Raw genomic sequence first — 16,888 nt, 5'->3', positions numbered from 1 at the left:
GGAGACAGTAAAATGAAACATAAAAATATAAAGATATTGCTGGTAATATTTATTGCCTGCTTTGCCATAGCCTGCAACAAGCAGCTGAACGTGTACCCTACAACATCCGAGGTTGACGGTAACGTGATTGTTGACACTAAAAGTGCTTTCACAGTTCTTAACGGTGTTTATTACCGTTTTGCCAATGCAGGTGCTGATAATAACAGCATTCCAACCGTGCTATGGACCAATGTGAACGAAACGTTCCCATCCGAATTATGCGGAACCTTGAGTAACACCAGTGGTAATGATGGCATTTACTCTTTTACGTTTACGTCGGCAACAACCAGCGGTATTACCGGTATGTGGAATTATAGTTATGGCATTGTAAACGCCGCCAATGGCTTTTTGAAGAACGTTGCACCGGTAGCAACAATACCTGTGGCCACCAAAGCGCAAATGATAGCCGAAGCCAAATTTTTAAGGGCATTTGCCAATGCGCAGTTACTGTTTTATTATGGCCAGTATAACAATATCAGTAGTACATACGGTATTATTTTGCGCGATGAGTTTGTAAATGCTGATAACGTAAACCTTCCCCGCAGCAGTGTTGCCGCAACTTATGCCTCAATATTGGCCGATCTGGACGCAGCTATTACGGATCTGCCTGCACTAAATACACAAATTTACTATGCCAATAAGTCGGCGGCTAAAATGTTAAAAGCGCGTGTTTTGATTAATCGTGCTTCAAGCGGCGACTACACCCAGGTGATCAGTTTGACCAGCGATGTGATTGCCAACGGTGGTTTTACATTGGAGGCTAACCTTAAGGATATATTTTTGACCAAGGGCTTTACCAGCAAAGAAGTGATTATGGGCCTGCAGCCTTATACCTCGGAGACTTATAAGTACAGGCAAAATCAATATTATAACCAATACCCGGCATCGGATAGTTTAAAGAGTTTTTTAAAGAACGATCCGCGTAATCAATGGGTTTATCAAACCGTTACTTACCGCTCGGCGCCAACTTTACAGTTAACTAAATATTACGCCGGCAGTACTACAACGCCGGTACAAACCACTTTATCCGAAACCTGCTATGCCTTCCGCCTTAGCGAAGCCTATTTATTGCAGGCCGAAGCTATCACCTTATCAAACGGCGACCTGCCAACCGCAAAAACATTGCTGAAAACAGTTATGGGGCATGCAGGTATTATTGATTTTACCGCTGTTGATAATGCTACTACCGCAGCAGCACTACAGGTTTTGGTGGTGAAAGAGGAAATGAAAAATTTTGTAGCTGAAAACGGCAGCGACTGGTTTGCTTTGCGCAGGCTACCTTTTGCAACGGTGCAAACTATACAGCCCAATATCAAGCTTGCTACACAATTAATATTACCCATTCCGCTTGCTGAAATTACAGCCAATAGCCAGGTAGTTCAAAATCCTGGTTATTAAGCCGTGTAATGATAACCTTAACAGGGAGCATGTTACAATGCTCCCTGTTAGTTAAAGTAAATGGTTCAACATCAATAACTAAATCATCATATATGAAATGGAAATTATTTTTTGTTGCTGCTATGCTCATACAGTTGCAGCAAAGCTTTGCCCAAAGTACAAAGCAGTATGTAATAAAGGGAACGATAAAGGGCATTACTACAGGGAAAGTAAGGTTGTTGCAACCCAATATTAACGACCGTACCAGTAAGGCCATTGACAGCGGGACGGTAAAAAACGGCACGTTTGTATTAAAAGGAAAGATAAATACCCCGCAGATGATGTCGATCACGATAGTGCCCGGCAACTGGAGTTTTAACGTATTTGTAGAGAATGCCGATATAGCCCTCACAGCCGACACCGCTGGTGCCATGCACTATGATTATACAGCCCACGGCTTAGATAAAGGAGCAACAATCAGCAAATTTACAGAAACAGGCTCAAAAATATATGATGATTGGATGGCTTATGAGAACGACCCCGGACAGCATCAGTATGCAGCTATATCTGCAAAACTCCTTGAAAAATTTAAAGCCACCGCTAAAGACATCGATGCCCAATACAGGGTGCGCGATGAAATGGATTCGGTTAAGAAACTGTTACAGGTTTGGCAAAAGGCAAGGATAGATAGTTATGTTAATCAAAACCCATCGTCGGTTGCCGGGGTATATATGTTTTATAATTTATACATATTCTCGAGCAGCATGCCTTATGAAACGCTTGATGCCATGTTAAATAAATTTACCGGGGATGCAAAAGCATCGGTTTACTACCAAAATCTTGCAAGTTCGCTCCAGAAGCTTAAAGCTGTACAGCCGGGCAGTATAGCTCCTGATTTTACGCTGCTGAAACGGGATAGTACAAAGTTTACGCTATCGGCCTTGCGCGGCAAATATACCATGATTGATTTTTGGGCAAGCTGGTGTCATCCCTGCCGCCAGGCCATCCCACATTGGAAAGAAGTTTATCAAAAATATCATGACAAGGGTTTTGACATTATCAGCGTATCAGACGATAGCAGATGGAAAGATTGGATTGGCGCAATGGACATCGAAAAAATGCCCTGGACACAGGTTTGCGATGAGTTCCCGGTAAAACGGATGCCGGCGCGGGTGGGGAGCTTGTATATGATGACGTTTATACCTTTTTATGTATTGTTGGATAAGGAAGGTAAAATATTAGTGTACTCGGGCGATGAAAATAAAATTGACGAGAAGTTGAAGACTATATTTGAGCGATAAGTATTGTAAGGATTTGATAACGAAATATTTGATGAGCCTGCCCATCATTTTCCAAAAACAGAAACATCAGCAACTATGAAAGTATTAAAAGTAATTTATACGATGACAGCTTTGCTGATAGTACAGCAGGTTGTTGCTCAACAGGCTAATCAGCATAAGCCATTTACCCTTGCGGGGACGCTAAGCGGCGCAAAGATAGATTCAGTACTGTTTAGTTATAGCGACGCAGATGGTAAGTACTGCCATCTGTCAGTTCCGGTTATGAACCGGCAATTTAAGCTATCCGGAACTATTGCACAACCTACCCAGGCAGTCATCATTTTTAAAAATACAGGTGAAATAATACCGCGGGATAAGATGGAAGACAGGAGATTGGTATTTTACGTGGAGCCCACAAAAATGCACCTAACAGGCGATGCCTTAAAAGTAAAAGAGATCAGGTTATCGGGTTCGAAAACACAAGCGGAATTTGAAGAGTTAAATAATAGTTTAGCCGGGGTGAACGCTGAAAGACAGCCTGTAGTTGATGAATTGATGAAAGAAAAGGACCATGAAAAGCAGGCCGAGATCAGGGAAAAGCTGGAGCCGTTTAATAACAGGATTAAAAAAATAACTTATCAGTTCTTTTTAACGCACCCTGATTCTTACGTCACATCCGATAGGATAAAATATTATGTATCCAGTTTGAAACCCGACTCGCTGAAGCGGGTTTACGACAACTTTAACACTGAATTAAAGCAGAGCATTGGTGCAAAAGAATTAGCCCAAGAAATTAAGAAAATAGCAGCCGGGAGCCCGGGAAGCGTTGCCGCGAATTTTGCAACTACTGATATTAATGGCAATCCGCTCTCGTTGGCTGATTACAAAGGCAAATACGTTATTCTTGATTTTTGGGCCAGCTGGTGTGTGCCATGCCGCAAAGGTAACCCGCACATGATAGCGCTTTACCAAAAATATCATGAAAAGGGATTGGACATAATCGGCGTTTCGGATGATGATAACAAACCCCAGGCCTGGAGGGATGCGGTAGCCAAAGACAATATCGGGATCTGGCATCATGTGCTGCGGGGCCTAAACATGGACATGATCATGAAACATCTGTCGAACCCAAAAGATGTGAACGAGAAATTTGGCATTCACACACTTCCCACAAAAATATTGATTGACCCCTCGGGCAAAATTGTTGGCCGCTTTGATGATACTGTAAGTGGAACAGACGAAGATATGGACAAGATGCTGGCCGGAATATTTACCAATTGAAAATTGACAAAAACATAAATCAGTAATGAAAAAGATCAGCATATATGTAGCAATGCTATGCAGCTGTTTAGCTGCGTTAGCCCAGGAAAAGCCGGGTGAAACGATTGTTTTTAAAGGACATGCAGATACGGTTTACAACGGATCGGTCATTGTTATTTACAACAGGGCAGTTAACCTGGTCGATTCTGCAAAAATCACCAATGGCATTTTCGCATTTGCCGAACCTTTTAAAGGGCCCGGCAGGTACATGTTTTACAGTAAATACGAAGCAAAAAAGAAAGGCGGGTATGCACCTTACGGGATATTGGTTGCAAAACCGGGAACGGTAGAGATGGAAACCGACATGGAGAGCATGGCAAACACAGTTGTTAAGAATGCGCCCGACAATGAATTATACGCCGGATTTTCAAAATTGGGTAATGAGAGGCGACAGAAAATAATGGATCAGCTTAACGAGAAATACGGTGTTGATTTCATCAAAAAGCTAACTGGGAAAGACCCGAAATATAAAGAAGTGATGGCTTATTATAATGATTTGAATGCAGCAAATAATACAATAGAGACTGCAAGACTCGAAAGTTTTATTAAACTACATCCCGAGTCGTTTGCATCAATTTATTTGCTTAACGGAATAGCTGGCAGTATGCCTGCCGATAAGGCGCAGGCGCTTTATAACCTGTTGGGCGCAAAATATAAAACCAGCAGCTATGGTACCGATATCACCAAAAAGATAGTGTCAATGAAACTGACCGCGATAGGTAAAATTGCTCCCGATTTTGAACAACCTGACACCCTGGGGAAAATGATAAAACTATCAAGCTTTAGAGGACAATATGTACTGGTTGATTTTTGGGCCAGCTGGTGCGGGCCATGCCGTGCTGAGAATCCTAACGTGGTTAAAGCTTATCAGCAATATCACGACAAGGGTTTTACGGTACTCGGCGTTTCGTTAGATCAGCCAGGTAAAAAAGATGCCTGGTTAGCCGCCATCCGCCATGATCATTTAACCTGGACACACGTGTCGGACCTGCAGTTTTGGAACAACGCGGTCGCTAAATTATATGGGATACAGGCTATACCACAGAATTTTTTACTGGATAAGGATGGGAAAATAATAGCTGCAAATATTCGCGGCGAGGAGCTGGACAAAAAGCTTTCCGAAATATTTCGTAACTAAAATCATTTCCGGCCGGTTTAATTGCCCGCAAGATCTGACTACTTTGTAAAATGGGGCAAGCTTTTATGCAAAACAAATGCATGTTTCCCAAAATCTGTAATAGTCTTTGTGTCTTCCAAAAAGTTCGACATTCCTCCGCTTCCCTGTACAAAGCTCTCCTGATAAACCAGGAGAGCTTTGTTGTTTCTGCATATTGCCTTGGGGTTTAAACCAAACGCATCTCAGCCACTATTTTTTCGATTACTTCAGTAAACTGATTAACGAGTTCGGCTGTACGTTTTTTTGGCTGTGGCTTATCTGCACTGTTTTCGAGCTCCCTGATCACATTCTTTAACAATATAATATCAAGGCTATCGATCATGGGTTTTACCCGGTGCGCAATTTTTTTTATCGCCGGAATGTCCTGGCGTTCCAACGCTTCCTGCAGCTCGGCAATTGTTTCGGGCATTTGCTGTAAAAACAGTTCTATCATTTTATTGATAAAATCCTTATCGCCGCGGCCTATCTGGTGTAGTTTTTCGAGGCTAAAAAGAGGCTTATCCTCAATGGTCTTTATTTTTTTACGGTCACCCGCGTCAGAGCTTACATTTTCGAGCTTGAGTACTGTAGCAATGGCGTTAATGAGGTCGTTTTCTTCAAACGGTTTCGATATAAAACCGTTCATCCCGATGGCCATGTATCGTTCGCTATCACCTTTAATAGCGTTGGCTGTAAGGGCAATAATCGGGATATCCGATTTTAATTCGTTCCGGATGATCTCTGTGGCCTCCATGCCGTTCATCACTGGCATCTGCATATCCATCAATATAACATCGTATTGTGCCTTGTTGAGGGCCTCAACTGCTTCGGCTCCATTTTTGGCCTCGGTTATCAATACACCATAGTTTTCCAATACGGTATTGGCCACCAGCCTGTTCATCTCGTTATCCTCGGCCAATAGTATTCTGATGCCCTCAAGCGAACTCGTATCCGAAAAATCTTTATTCGCTTTTGGCAGGTCATGCGAGCTACCTACCTGAAACGGCAGTTCGATCAGGATTTCGGTGCCTTCACCCTTTTTACTTTTAATGCTGATGTGCCCGTTCATCAGTTCAACCAGTTCCTTGGTGATGGCCATACCCAACCCGGTACCGCCATATTTACGGGCTGTAGTGCGCTCTTCCTGGCTAAATTTATCGAATATATGCTCAACAAATTCGGTGCTTATACCAATGCCGGTATCTTTTATGCTAAACTCAACAACCTGTTTTTTGTCTATTTTTTCCTCAAGCTGCACCGAGATGGTAACAGATCCTTTTTCGGTAAATTTTACCGCGTTACTGATCAGGTTGAGCAATATCTGGTTAATACGGTGCGAATCGCCTATCAGTACCGGGGCAATACTTTTATCCAGGTTTGTTTTTAGCTCTAAGCCTTTCTCCTCGGCGCGCGGCTGCATTACCCTCGACACGTGCTGCAAAACTTCGGATAGGTTAAACCCAGTATTTTCGAGTTCCAGTTTACCGGCCTCTATCTTCGAAATATCCAGGATATCGTTGATAACTACGAGCAAATGATCGGATGCCATATTGATCGTATTTAAAAAGAAGCGTTGCTGCTCCTGAAGCTCGGTTTTTTCGAGTTGCCGGCCCATACCGATGATGGCGTTCATCGGGGTACGTATCTCGTGGCTCATATTGGCCAAAAAAGCTTCTTTGGTTTTGACAGATTGCTCGGCTATCTCGCGGGCCTCATTCAATTCCAGTTCGAGCCGTTTGCGGTCGGTAATATCCAGGTGTATCCCAATCGAACCTACCAGTTCGCCCTGGTCGTTATACCGCGGGGCACCGCTTATCAGCCACCATTTTAACTCACTTTTTTTGTTTCTTACAGTTAGTTCGTAAGCATCGGATACCCCTTTTTTGCGCAGTTCGTTCTTATGGTTGAGGATATCTCTGCCTTCGCCGGCAGGAAACAGGTTACCTGCCTTTTTGCCCAATATCTCGTCAAGCCTGTAACCCGACATTTCACAAAAGCACTGGTTGGCAAACCGGATGATCTCGTCGTTATCAACCTCCAGCAGGCCCAGATTCATGTTGGCTAATATGTTCCGGTATTTTTCTTCGCTGCTGATGATGGCCTGTTCGGCAAGCTTCCTTTCGGTGATATCGGTATGGGTACCTATTACGCGCGATGGCAAACCCTCGGCCGTTCGGCTCACTACCATCCCACGGTCGAGCACCCAAATGTAATGCCCGTCTTTATGGCGTATGCGGTATTCTATCTGGTGATTGGCTTGTTTTTTATAAAAATAATCCTGGTCGGTTTTCATTACCAGGTGCAGGTCTTCGGGATGGATGCGGCTCATCCATTCGTCCGGGTCGTTCGCAAATTCATCATCGGTATAGCCCAGCATCTCTTTGTAACGCTTGCTGAAAAATATTTTGCGGGTTTGAAAATCGTAATCCCACACACCGTCGCCCGCCCCTTCAAGCGCAAACTGCCATAGTTCCTGGCTCGCTTTCAGCTCTGCTTCTGATTCTTTACGCTTGCTGATCTGCGCGTTTAGCAGGTCCATTATCTCCAGCAGATCGTCGCCTTCCATAGTAAAACCCTCTATTCCGGTTTGCACAACGGCTGCTTTTAGTTTTTCTATAGATAGTTTTTTGAGTCCTAACTCTTTTTGCAGCTTTTCGTTAACCTCCATATATTCCTCTTCGCTCATTTTAAATGCGCGTTCGGATAATATGCTGTCTTTTTCGAAGGCAAAATACGATGCCGCAACCGCTTGCAGAAAAGGCGCAATGCCCGGCGAACTTGCAAGTTCGTCGGGCAGGTACTTTTTTATTTGCCGTTGAAGTAGCTTATTCTCTTTCATTAAAAGTGGTAATGGTCATGGTTTGGTTATGCAACTGGCAACCTTTACCCCTAATTAACGGAGAAATTTCTCCATATGAATAAAATCCCGACAATAAAGTTTTGCGTCCGAATATTTCATCTACGGCATCAACTTCATCTTCGGTACGCGATCCTAATATCATCTTCCTTCCCACACAGCTTATTAGCAGGGCAAAATCAGGCGCCGACTCGCTCGCCGGCTGTGTTTCGGTTGCCGCAAGCGACGCGGCAGCAGTTAATTTATCAAAATTTGCGCGCATAAACCGCACTTTTGCACCTTTGGGTATATCGCCTGCAAAGGTCATGCTGCCGGCTTCATGATCAACCGATAAAATGGTACGCACAATAGGCTCTGTATTACCCGACAGGGTAACTGCTAACGGGTATAACAGGGCGGTACCGGGTAAGCCATCCGCATCTGGGCCCAGGTAGCGTTTATATAGATCGAGCGCGTTTTTGTCGTCCATCTCATATAACACGTTGGCTTCCGATTTAGTAACCAGCCTCTCCAGCCCAAACATTTCCCAGCCGCCTTTTGATCCGTGGCCGATTTTCAATTTTTTGCCATAAAAGCCTATGCCGGCAATCAACCCCTGCTCAGGCTCGCCATTAAGGCCTACAACGGTGGCTTCAAAGCGTGCGCCATCACCGGCTAACCCACCTGTTACCAGGATCTTTTCGTTGGTTATCGAGTTGATACCCCTTACCAGTTCGCTGCCGTTAACGCCGCTCCCGTCAGAAAGAACCAGCACATACGAAAGATCTTTCTGATCGAACTGATTGATCAACGCCTTACCCGCATCGAAACTATTTTCATAATCTTTAATGTATACCTGCTGAGGCTTGATAACCGTGTCAGCAAACTCAATGGCCGTTGCTGTAAATCCGTTGTCGGATACCTCGGTGTGGTATATTTCGCCGGCTGTTGAGCAAATGGCGATAACCGCTTCCGGAAATTTTTTACGTAACAGATCGTAAACAGGTAAACCGGTCAGGGTGTCCCTGCCGCCAAAGCAAAGCACAAGGTCGGTCTTGCCTTCGTCAACCGCACTTCGTTGAGGATGTGTTTGCCATTGGCCATCCTGATATTGGTATAATGCTGTTCTCATAATTATAGTTTAGGGGATTGGGTTGTTTAAGCTTCTATTTCTTTGTCCTGTATCATTTTATAGATAGTAGATTTACCTATATCCAGTTTATCGGCAACCTGCACTACATTGCGCTGGTATTTATTTAAAAAGTACTCGATGATCTGGATGTTATATTCCTTCAACGTTTTCTCTTTGGCAAACAGGTCCTGATCTGCCCGCGGCGAATTAAAGCTGATATCCTGATCGGATATTTCCTTACCATCGCACATCACGGCGGCAAGATCCATCATCGATTTCAGTTCGCGTATGTTGCCCGGGAAATGGTACTTCAGTAAACGTTCCTTGGCTTTAGGTGTAAATTGTATGGCGCCGAGTTTGTTTTGTTTGCAAAAGTCATCTAAAAAGTACTTGGCCAGTACCAGCACATCGTTCCCGCGGTCGCGCAGCGGCGGCAGCTCTATGGGTAAACCCATAATGCGATAGTAAAAATCCTCCCTGAAACGCCCCTGCTTAACCTGCTCGGCCAGGTTTTTATGTGTTGCCACCACCAGCCTGATGTCTAATTTGATCTTCTCGCTGCCGCCAACACGCACCAGTTCGCGTTCCTGCAACACCCGCAGCAATTTGCTTTGCAGGTTCATATCCAGCTCGCCTATCTCATCCAGGAAGATGGTACCCTGGTTAGCTTCTTCAAACTTGCCTATCTTACGCACCATAGCGCCCGTAAAAGCGCCTTTTTCGTGACCAAACAATTCGCTTTCCAGCAATTCGGACGGTATAGCAGCCATGTTAATGGCTACAAAGGGTTTCTTTTTACGATCAGAATGGTAATGGATAGCCTTGGCCACCAACTCTTTACCTGTCCCGGTTTCGCCGGTTATCGAAACATTGATGTTTGTGCGCGCGGCTTTTTCCATCAACGAGAACACTTTTTTTATGCTTTCGGATGAGCCCTTGATCACTTTCTCAAACTCGTACTTCTGCCCAAGCTCTTCGCGCAGCACTTCTACTTCCTTTTTCAGCGATTGATTTTCGCGAATGCGGTTAACTGCATTCCAAAGCATATCTTTAGTATGGTCGTCTTTTACGATATAGTCGCTGATGCCTTTTTTATATAAGTCGATCGCTGTGGCAATATCTTCCTGGCCGCTGATAACAATTACCGGTGTACCGGGGTTTGCCTGCTGAACTTTTTTGAGCAGTTCGGCTCCGTTCATGTCGGGCAGGCTGTAATCAATCGTGATCAGGTCTGGTTTTTGGTGAAGCTGGGCCAGGCAATCCTTACCATTCATAAACCTGGTGATCTGGTAATCGGGGTTCAATGACAGGTGGTATTGCAGTATCTCGCCGTACCATTTGTCGTCTTCAACTATAAAAATGTGGTAAGCACTCATTGGTAAATGTTTTTTATACAATTTAATAAAATAGCTAAACTATTACCCTTTCCGAGGTAATAGTTTTTGCTCACTGGCACCGGCACAAATCTCGCCACACCACATCATCAAAACCATTGCCAATTTATTAATTTATTGATTATTAATAATTTAAACAATTATCCCATCTTTGTTTCTTCCACATATTGGAATTTTTTTTCCATTTAATGGAATTTTCTAAAGGCCGTGCCGAATTAAATAAACCTGGAGAGAAAGTAAAAACACGACAGGCAGGGCAATCCAATCAGCAACGCAAACCGGCTTGCACGGTAAGCGCCCTGAACCGATAGCTTGTCGACATACCTGGCCGGATTCAAATTAAACGCAATTTTTGTGGCCAGTTGGTTTACTTTCTCCGGTATTGAATTGAGCAGGGCGTAAAATGCCGCCGTGTATTTTCCGTTAAATATGTTAACCAAAACAACGCTTGCCGTTAGGATGAGGGCAAAAACTACGACCTCGGCAACTAACAGGGTAAGCGAACCATGTACCGTGTACCGGTTGTTAAAATATTTTGTGTAAAAAACAATCATCTCATATATCAAAATACTGTGTACCAGGTAAATGCCATAAACCAACCGACGTGGCTCCAGCTTGTTTACCCAACTTAGCTCACCCAGTTTAAAGAGGCAGCCAAACGCAACAAGCGAACAGATGATATTGCTCAACCTGATAGACGCATACGGATCGGCGCACCCTGTTCGCGATAGATGAAATCCTTCTAAACAGGCAATGAATATGGATACTGTAAAACCACCGATCAACATAAACCATGGTGTACCATTTAACAGGTATATAAATTTTTGATCATGCCTGCTTATCTGCATGCCCAGCCACATAAAAAAAGCGTAGCCTAAAAAAGCTTTGGTATGGTGTACCGATATCCAGCCATAGTGTAAGTTAACCGAATAAAACAAGGTCAACATACCCAGTATAAGCCCCATCCGTAAAGTGTTGGCATATTTTTTTAAGAGGATCAGAGTCACTGCCGATATCACGAAAACTACGATAAACCAGTAGGCAAAATAAAAAATGCTGTTCTTAGCTATGTCTGCATTGATGAGTAAAACCTGCTTTAAATCGCCATACCGCATGGCGGATTTTAGCGCCGGGCTGTTAACCAGGTTCAGCAGAATAAATATCACGACAAATACAAGCCATGGTAAAATGGTTGATTTGAACCGTAGCCTTAAAAACTTTAACGGCGTATAGTGCTCAATTTTTGGCGCGATCAGAAAACCAGATATCAAAAAAAAGATGATGGTGCCTATTTTGCCCATTTGCAGTACGACTGATTGCAATACGGCATCTGCAAGGCTGTGATATGTAGTTGTTTCGGAGCCCAGGTTGCAATGTCCCCAAACGATAGAGCACATGGCTATGAACCTGATGGTATCGATCACTTCGAAATTTTTGCCTGGGTATTTACCTGTGCTGCCAAAGGCTGTATCAAAATTCGGTAAACCATACCGCGACAGGTATTTCTTCCGATCAGAATTTTTAAAAAGTAACATGATTTGGTGTATTATTATATAGGGGGATTAGTCAGGCTGCCTTGCTTCTAAATACGGATATATCTTTGTTTAAGTAAGCTGTTCCGAATAGCTGGATCAGGTTATCATAGGGCCTTGCCTTATGACCGTTGAACAGCCTGGTAAATTGGGCCCTGAATTGGTTTGATGTAAAGAGTTTGGCCTGGTTTACACATGCCGCCGACAGCGTTTTATGTATCAGCGCATTAGTGCTTAATTCGTTTATGGTTTTGGCAATACCGGCCAATTGGCTGCTGTCAACCGCTATACCGTGTTTACCGTTACTTATTAACTCCTGTAGACCACCTTTGGCAGGTACAATCACCGGGATGCCATAGTACATAGCCTGCAATACATCAATATCGCCCGAAGTGTTAAACTCATTGGCCGAAAGGTTGACCAAAAGATCTGCCCTTTGGTAGAAGCGGTGAATGTTATCGTTTTCGGGCAAAATGCGCAGGTTGGCCGGTTGCCTGTTCTTATCCAACAGGCCTGCTGTTGCTACAGTCCAGTCGTTTAATACAACTTCAAAGTTAATTTGCGGCAAGACGGTTGCGAGGTCGGTAAATTTAGCTATGGCCGGGCTATCGTCAGATGAGGTGATCATCAGTACAGTGAACTTTTTTGCGCGGCTGGTAATCTGTAACTGGTTGATCTCGCTGATAAACTCTTCAGAAGGTGTATTGTAAACAACAGTTTGTTTGGCTACGGATAATGCAAATTTATCCTTTAAGCTTACCGAAGGGAATATCACCTGGTCGGCTATTTTATTAATCAGATATTTCAACGCCTTGTCGGCAACTGCAGGGTTTTGTTTGGTATTATGCAGGTGGCAAACCAGTTTAGCACGTTTGAGTTTGGCTACGATAGCCGGAGCGATAGAGTAGATCGAATTGATATACACCACATCGGCAGGGCCGATCATTTTCAGCACCGTAATGAACAATTGTATTTGCACCTTAATAAACATATAAAGCGCAAACAACTTATTGGGCTGGTCGCTATTATTTAAGGTATGTACATTTATACCTTTTACATCGCCCAGAACCGATGCCTGGTCTTCTGTTGTGATGGCTTCAACAACAAAGCCATCGTTGATTAACGCTTTAACTGATTCTTTAAATGATGCAAAGCTTTCGCTTTTGTGGCCGAACATCTGGATGGCTATGATCTTTTTCATATACTGTGGTTTTTATTGTGATATTCCACAGTATGCCAATCTTCAGCCAAAATTATAATTTTCTTAAAATCAGCAAGTTAAATTACATTTACATTTGATTTTATTCCCAAAAATGGAATAACTTCCTTTTTATAGATGCCAAAAGTGTCACCATTCATTAATTATTGTGTCGCGGAACTGCTATGTAAAGTGCTGCTTATTCCGCAACTATCCCTGCTAAACTAACCTGCCAGGATAGCCGGTTGCGAACTTGTGGCAGAAGTGTATCTGTAATACTCCAAATAAGGTTAGAAATATGGAACAAATTCCAATAAATGGAAAATATGCGATCGCCAAAAATAGTTAATTAATTGATTATTAAGAACTTGAATTATTGGCACTACGTTGGCATAGCACCTTACAGAAATTAACGATTAAAACTTTAAATATATGGAAACGCTTACCCCAATCCTCAAAATTATCGCCATCTGCACCATTGCATGTGCCATGGCCATATAAATTGAACAAATAATTAAATGCAGCTAACAAAATTTAAATAAAAACATTAAACACAAAATCAACATGAAAACTTTAGGAGTATTTTTCGCAGCCCTGGCCATGTTTTGCATCACAAGCGCAGTTGCAGTAGGCGCAGGCATACTATAAAAATTTAGACCGTAGCAGATTCCCCCCGGGCGCTTACGTATGTAAGCGCCTTTTTATTTGACAGATTTTATAGATACTTTAGTTCCCGACAGTCTTAAAATCATTCGTCCATGCCCCATCTGCCTGTTGTATTTATATCAGAACCTATACACGCCGCCGGTATGGAAATGCTCAGGGATAAAGTACGGATCATTCAGGCGCCTGATACCAGCCGCGATACTACGATAAAACTGATCAAGAATGCTGATGCGGTGATTCTGAGAGCTTCGACCAGATTTGATCGGGAAGTAATAGCTCATGCTGACAAACTAAAGGTTATTGCCCGTACGGGTGTCGGCGTTAATAACATAGATATTTTGGCAGCAACCAATGCCGGCATTTTTGTATGCAATGCGCCAAATGCCAACGAACGGTCGGTCGCCGAACATGCGCTTACGATGATCATGAGCCTGGCGAAGCAAATTTTCCCAATGCATACCGCTGTTCGCCAAAACCACTGGGAAGCACGTTATTTATCAAGCGGAACAGAGATAAACGGTAAAACACTTGGATTGATAGGATTTGGCAGCATCGGAAAAATAACCGCGGATTTGTGCCTCGCCGTGGGTATGAAAGTGATGGCCTACAGGCCATCTGGCAATATCAATTATCCGGGGGTTAGCGAGGCACAAACTATTGCGCAGATTTTTACAGAAGCCGACTTTATAAGCCTGCACTGCCCGTCTACACCCGTCAACTATCACCTGGTAAATCAAACGCTGCTTGGTTTAATGAAAACCTCTGCCTATCTGATCAATACCTCCCGTGGCGATTTGATTGATGAGGCTGCATTAGCAGCGGCCCTGAATGAAGGTAAAATCCGCGGTGCTGCACTCGATGTATTTGAAGAAGAACCTATACTAACCTCGAACCCTGTGCTATCGGCCCGGAATGTCATTCTTTCTCCCCACGTCGCAGGGTCTACCTACGAATCGGACGAAAGGCTTGCCACTATAGCTGTCCGGGCAGTGCTTGATACGCTATCGGGCAAAAGGCCTTCAAATATCATCAATGATAGGTTGTAAGATTTTACAAGTGAGCCATCGCTCCGCTAAAAATGGTATTTGTAAATTGAGCCCCAAATGAAGAAAGTTAAACTGATATGGTTGCTGACGTGTGCTTTACAGTTTGCAGCCACTCCGCTCCTGGCACAGCAAAAACATGTTTTCGCGCTTGGCAAACATGATTTTTTGCTGGATGGTAAACCCTTCCGGATCATCAGCGGCGAAATGCACCCGGCACGCATACCGCACGAATATTGGCGGCACCGTATCAAAATGGCTAAGGCTATGGGCTGCAATACCATAGCGGCTTATGTTTTCTGGAATTATCACGAAAGCCAGCCAGGTGTGTTTGACTTTAAAACGGGCAACCACAACATCGCCGAATTTATCCGCATTTGCCGGCAGGAGGGTATGTGGGTGATCCTTCGTCCCGGCCCTTATGTATGCGCCGAATGGGATTGGGGCGGCCTGCCAACCTATCTGTTAAAAATACCGGATATTAAGATCAGGTGTATGGATAACCGGTACATGGCTGCGGTAAGTCGTTACATAAGTCATTTGAGCAAAGAAATTAAACCGCTGCTGTGCACCAATGGTGGCCCCATCATCCTCACCCAGATAGAAAATGAATACGGCAGTTATGGTAATGATAAAACCTACCTCAAAACCTTAAAAAAGCTGTGGCAGCAAAATGGCATAAGTGGTCCCTATTACACAGCCGATGGCGCTGTGGCGCACATGCTGGACGCGGGTACTGTCGATGGTGCAGCTATCGGACTGGATCCGGGTGTAAACGATAAAGACTTTGAAGCAGCAGCCCGCCAAAACCCTAATGTGCCTTCTTTCAGTTCGGAAACTTATCCCGGCTGGTTAACGCACTGGAAAGAACACTGGCAAAGGCCGGATACCAACGAGTTAAAAAAAGATATTATCTATTTGCTTAAAAGTGGCCGGTCGTTCAATTTTTATGTGATTCATGGCGGCACCAATTTTGGTTTTAATGCAGGGGCCAATGCTTTCAGCACCACGCAGTTTCAGCCCGATATCACCAGTTACGATTACGATGCCCCGATCAGCGAACAGGGCAATGCAACCCCCAAATATTACATGCTGCGCAATTTGATCAGTCAGTACGTAAAATACAAAATACCATCTGTGCCCGCCCCTGTTAAAACTATTGAGGTGCCCGAAATCAAACTTAGCCCGTTAACCAGCATCTGGAAAATATTGCCAAAACCAATTGCGTCGGCACAACCAAAACCGATGGAATATTACGGGCAAAACCAGGGTTTTATCCTTTATCGCACAAAGCTCATCGGTAACAAAACAGGCACTTTAACCATTACCGAGCCGCACGATTTTGCCCTGATATTTATTGACGGCAAACTGGTAGATACCATTAACCGCAATGGCGGGCGCTGGAGTGTGAAACTACCTAAAAACGAAAGTAAAAACCCTCGACTGGATATTTTGGTTGAAGGTATGGGCCATATTAACTTTGCACAATATATGATAGACCGCAAGGGTATCACCGACAGGGTAACCCTTAACGGGATGACGCTGATGAACTGGCAAACCTACCTGCTGCCCATGAGCGAAAAAATGATAGCAAGTTTAAAACCTGCTTATCCGGAAGGCATACAGGATGGTGTTTTTTATAAAGGGCAATTTACATTAACCGAAACCGGCGACACTTATGTTGACATGAGTAAATACACCCGCGGTATGGTTTATGTAAACGGGCACAACCTGGGTCGCTACTGGAATGTTGGGCCACAGCAAAGATTGTATTGCCCTGCCGGCTGGCTTAAAAAAGGCGTAAATGTTATTGTTGTTTTTGATTCGATGCAAAATACCGCCACAACTGTTAGAGGGTATAATCAATGCGAATAAATATGGCAGGTTCGGGAGTGCCCGTTATACCGGGTGATTA

General features: G+C 43.8%; 11 protein-coding genes. 6 read left to right on the top strand and 5 right to left on the bottom strand.

All coding sequences use genetic code 11. From position 1 onward, the window contains the following. Nucleotides 1-12: 12 nt before the first annotated feature. The 4 genes from BEL04_RS14010 to BEL04_RS13995 all read left to right on the top strand — a co-directional run bounded on the left by BEL04_RS14010 (nt 13) and on the right by BEL04_RS13995 (nt 5,154). Nucleotides 13-1,437, top strand: a complete 1,425-nt coding sequence (locus tag BEL04_RS14010; RefSeq protein WP_066004918.1) for a RagB/SusD family nutrient uptake outer membrane protein — start codon at nt 13-15, stop codon at nt 1,435-1,437. Nucleotides 1,438-1,529: 92 nt separating this feature from the next. Beyond that, complete coding sequence (locus BEL04_RS14005) at nt 1,530-2,717, top strand: TlpA disulfide reductase family protein (protein WP_066004916.1); 1,188 nt, start codon at nt 1,530-1,532, stop codon at nt 2,715-2,717. 75 nt (nt 2,718-2,792) lie between these two features. Next, on the top strand, nt 2,793-3,977 hold the full coding sequence (locus BEL04_RS14000) for a TlpA disulfide reductase family protein (protein ID WP_083227928.1): 1,185 nt from the start codon (nt 2,793-2,795) through the stop codon (nt 3,975-3,977). A gap of 25 nt (nt 3,978-4,002) precedes the next feature. Continuing rightward, nucleotides 4,003-5,154, top strand: coding sequence for a TlpA disulfide reductase family protein (locus BEL04_RS13995; protein WP_066004912.1), 1,152 nt, complete (start codon nt 4,003-4,005; stop codon nt 5,152-5,154). A gap of 205 nt (nt 5,155-5,359) precedes the next feature. Here the strand turns inward: BEL04_RS13995 and BEL04_RS13990 are convergent, their stop codons facing one another. From BEL04_RS13990 to BEL04_RS13970, 5 genes are all read right to left on the bottom strand, one after another. Next, nucleotides 5,360-8,011 carry a hybrid sensor histidine kinase/response regulator gene (locus BEL04_RS13990; protein ID WP_066004910.1) on the bottom strand — a complete coding sequence of 884 codons (2,652 nt, stop codon included), beginning with the start codon at nt 8,009-8,011 and terminating at the stop codon, nt 5,360-5,362. Then, nucleotides 7,998-9,140, bottom strand: coding sequence for an FIST signal transduction protein (locus BEL04_RS13985; protein WP_066004908.1), 1,143 nt, complete (start codon nt 9,138-9,140; stop codon nt 7,998-8,000). Before BEL04_RS13985 ends, BEL04_RS13990 begins: the two co-directional genes overlap by 14 nt. A 26-nt stretch (nt 9,141-9,166) precedes the next feature. Continuing rightward, nucleotides 9,167-10,516, bottom strand: a complete 1,350-nt coding sequence (locus tag BEL04_RS13980; protein WP_066004906.1) for a sigma-54 dependent transcriptional regulator — start codon at nt 10,514-10,516, stop codon at nt 9,167-9,169. A 233-nt stretch (nt 10,517-10,749) separates the two neighbouring features. Continuing rightward, nucleotides 10,750-12,069, bottom strand: a complete 1,320-nt coding sequence (locus BEL04_RS13975; RefSeq protein ID WP_066004901.1) for an acyltransferase — start codon at nt 12,067-12,069, stop codon at nt 10,750-10,752. 31 nt (nt 12,070-12,100) lie between these two features. Beyond that, nucleotides 12,101-13,267, bottom strand: a complete 1,167-nt coding sequence (locus BEL04_RS13970) for a glycosyltransferase family 4 protein (protein ID WP_066004899.1) — start codon at nt 13,265-13,267, stop codon at nt 12,101-12,103. A gap of 755 nt (nt 13,268-14,022) precedes the next feature. Between BEL04_RS13970 and BEL04_RS13965 the strand changes: the two genes are divergently transcribed. Then, on the top strand, nt 14,023-14,976 hold the full coding sequence (locus BEL04_RS13965; RefSeq protein WP_066004897.1) for a hydroxyacid dehydrogenase: 954 nt from the start codon (nt 14,023-14,025) through the stop codon (nt 14,974-14,976). 57 nt (nt 14,977-15,033) lie between these two features. Next, the gene (locus BEL04_RS13960; protein WP_066004895.1) at nt 15,034-16,848 is read left to right on the top strand and encodes a glycoside hydrolase family 35 protein; all 1,815 of its coding nucleotides are present in this window, start codon (nt 15,034-15,036) and stop codon (nt 16,846-16,848) included. The last annotated feature ends 40 nt before the right edge of the window (nt 16,849-16,888 follow it).

Source organism: Mucilaginibacter sp. PPCGB 2223 (assembly GCF_001705515.1).
Lineage (GTDB): Bacteria > Bacteroidota > Bacteroidia > Sphingobacteriales > Sphingobacteriaceae > Mucilaginibacter.
This window is presented reverse-complemented; position numbering and strand designations above follow the sequence as displayed.

What these genes read in the sequence shown, in the direction of transcription:
- BEL04_RS13990 (WP_066004910.1), bottom strand. Translation starts at nt 8,011, where the DNA reads ATGAAAGAGAATAAGCTACTTCAACGGCAAATAAAAAAGTACCTGCCC.
- BEL04_RS13960 (WP_066004895.1), top strand. Translation starts at nt 15,034, where the DNA reads ATGAAGAAAGTTAAACTGATATGGTTGCTGACGTGTGCTTTACAGTTT.
- BEL04_RS13965 (WP_066004897.1), top strand. Translation starts at nt 14,023, where the DNA reads ATGCCCCATCTGCCTGTTGTATTTATATCAGAACCTATACACGCCGCC.
- BEL04_RS14000 (WP_083227928.1), top strand. Translation starts at nt 2,793, where the DNA reads ATGAAAGTATTAAAAGTAATTTATACGATGACAGCTTTGCTGATAGTA.
- BEL04_RS13975 (WP_066004901.1), bottom strand. Translation starts at nt 12,069, where the DNA reads ATGTTACTTTTTAAAAATTCTGATCGGAAGAAATACCTGTCGCGGTAT.
- BEL04_RS13970 (WP_066004899.1), bottom strand. Translation starts at nt 13,267, where the DNA reads ATGAAAAAGATCATAGCCATCCAGATGTTCGGCCACAAAAGCGAAAGC.
- BEL04_RS13995 (WP_066004912.1), top strand. Translation starts at nt 4,003, where the DNA reads ATGAAAAAGATCAGCATATATGTAGCAATGCTATGCAGCTGTTTAGCT.
- BEL04_RS13980 (WP_066004906.1), bottom strand. Translation starts at nt 10,516, where the DNA reads ATGAGTGCTTACCACATTTTTATAGTTGAAGACGACAAATGGTACGGC.
- BEL04_RS14010 (WP_066004918.1), top strand. Translation starts at nt 13, where the DNA reads ATGAAACATAAAAATATAAAGATATTGCTGGTAATATTTATTGCCTGC.
- BEL04_RS13985 (WP_066004908.1), bottom strand. Translation starts at nt 9,140, where the DNA reads ATGAGAACAGCATTATACCAATATCAGGATGGCCAATGGCAAACACAT.
- BEL04_RS14005 (WP_066004916.1), top strand. Translation starts at nt 1,530, where the DNA reads ATGAAATGGAAATTATTTTTTGTTGCTGCTATGCTCATACAGTTGCAG.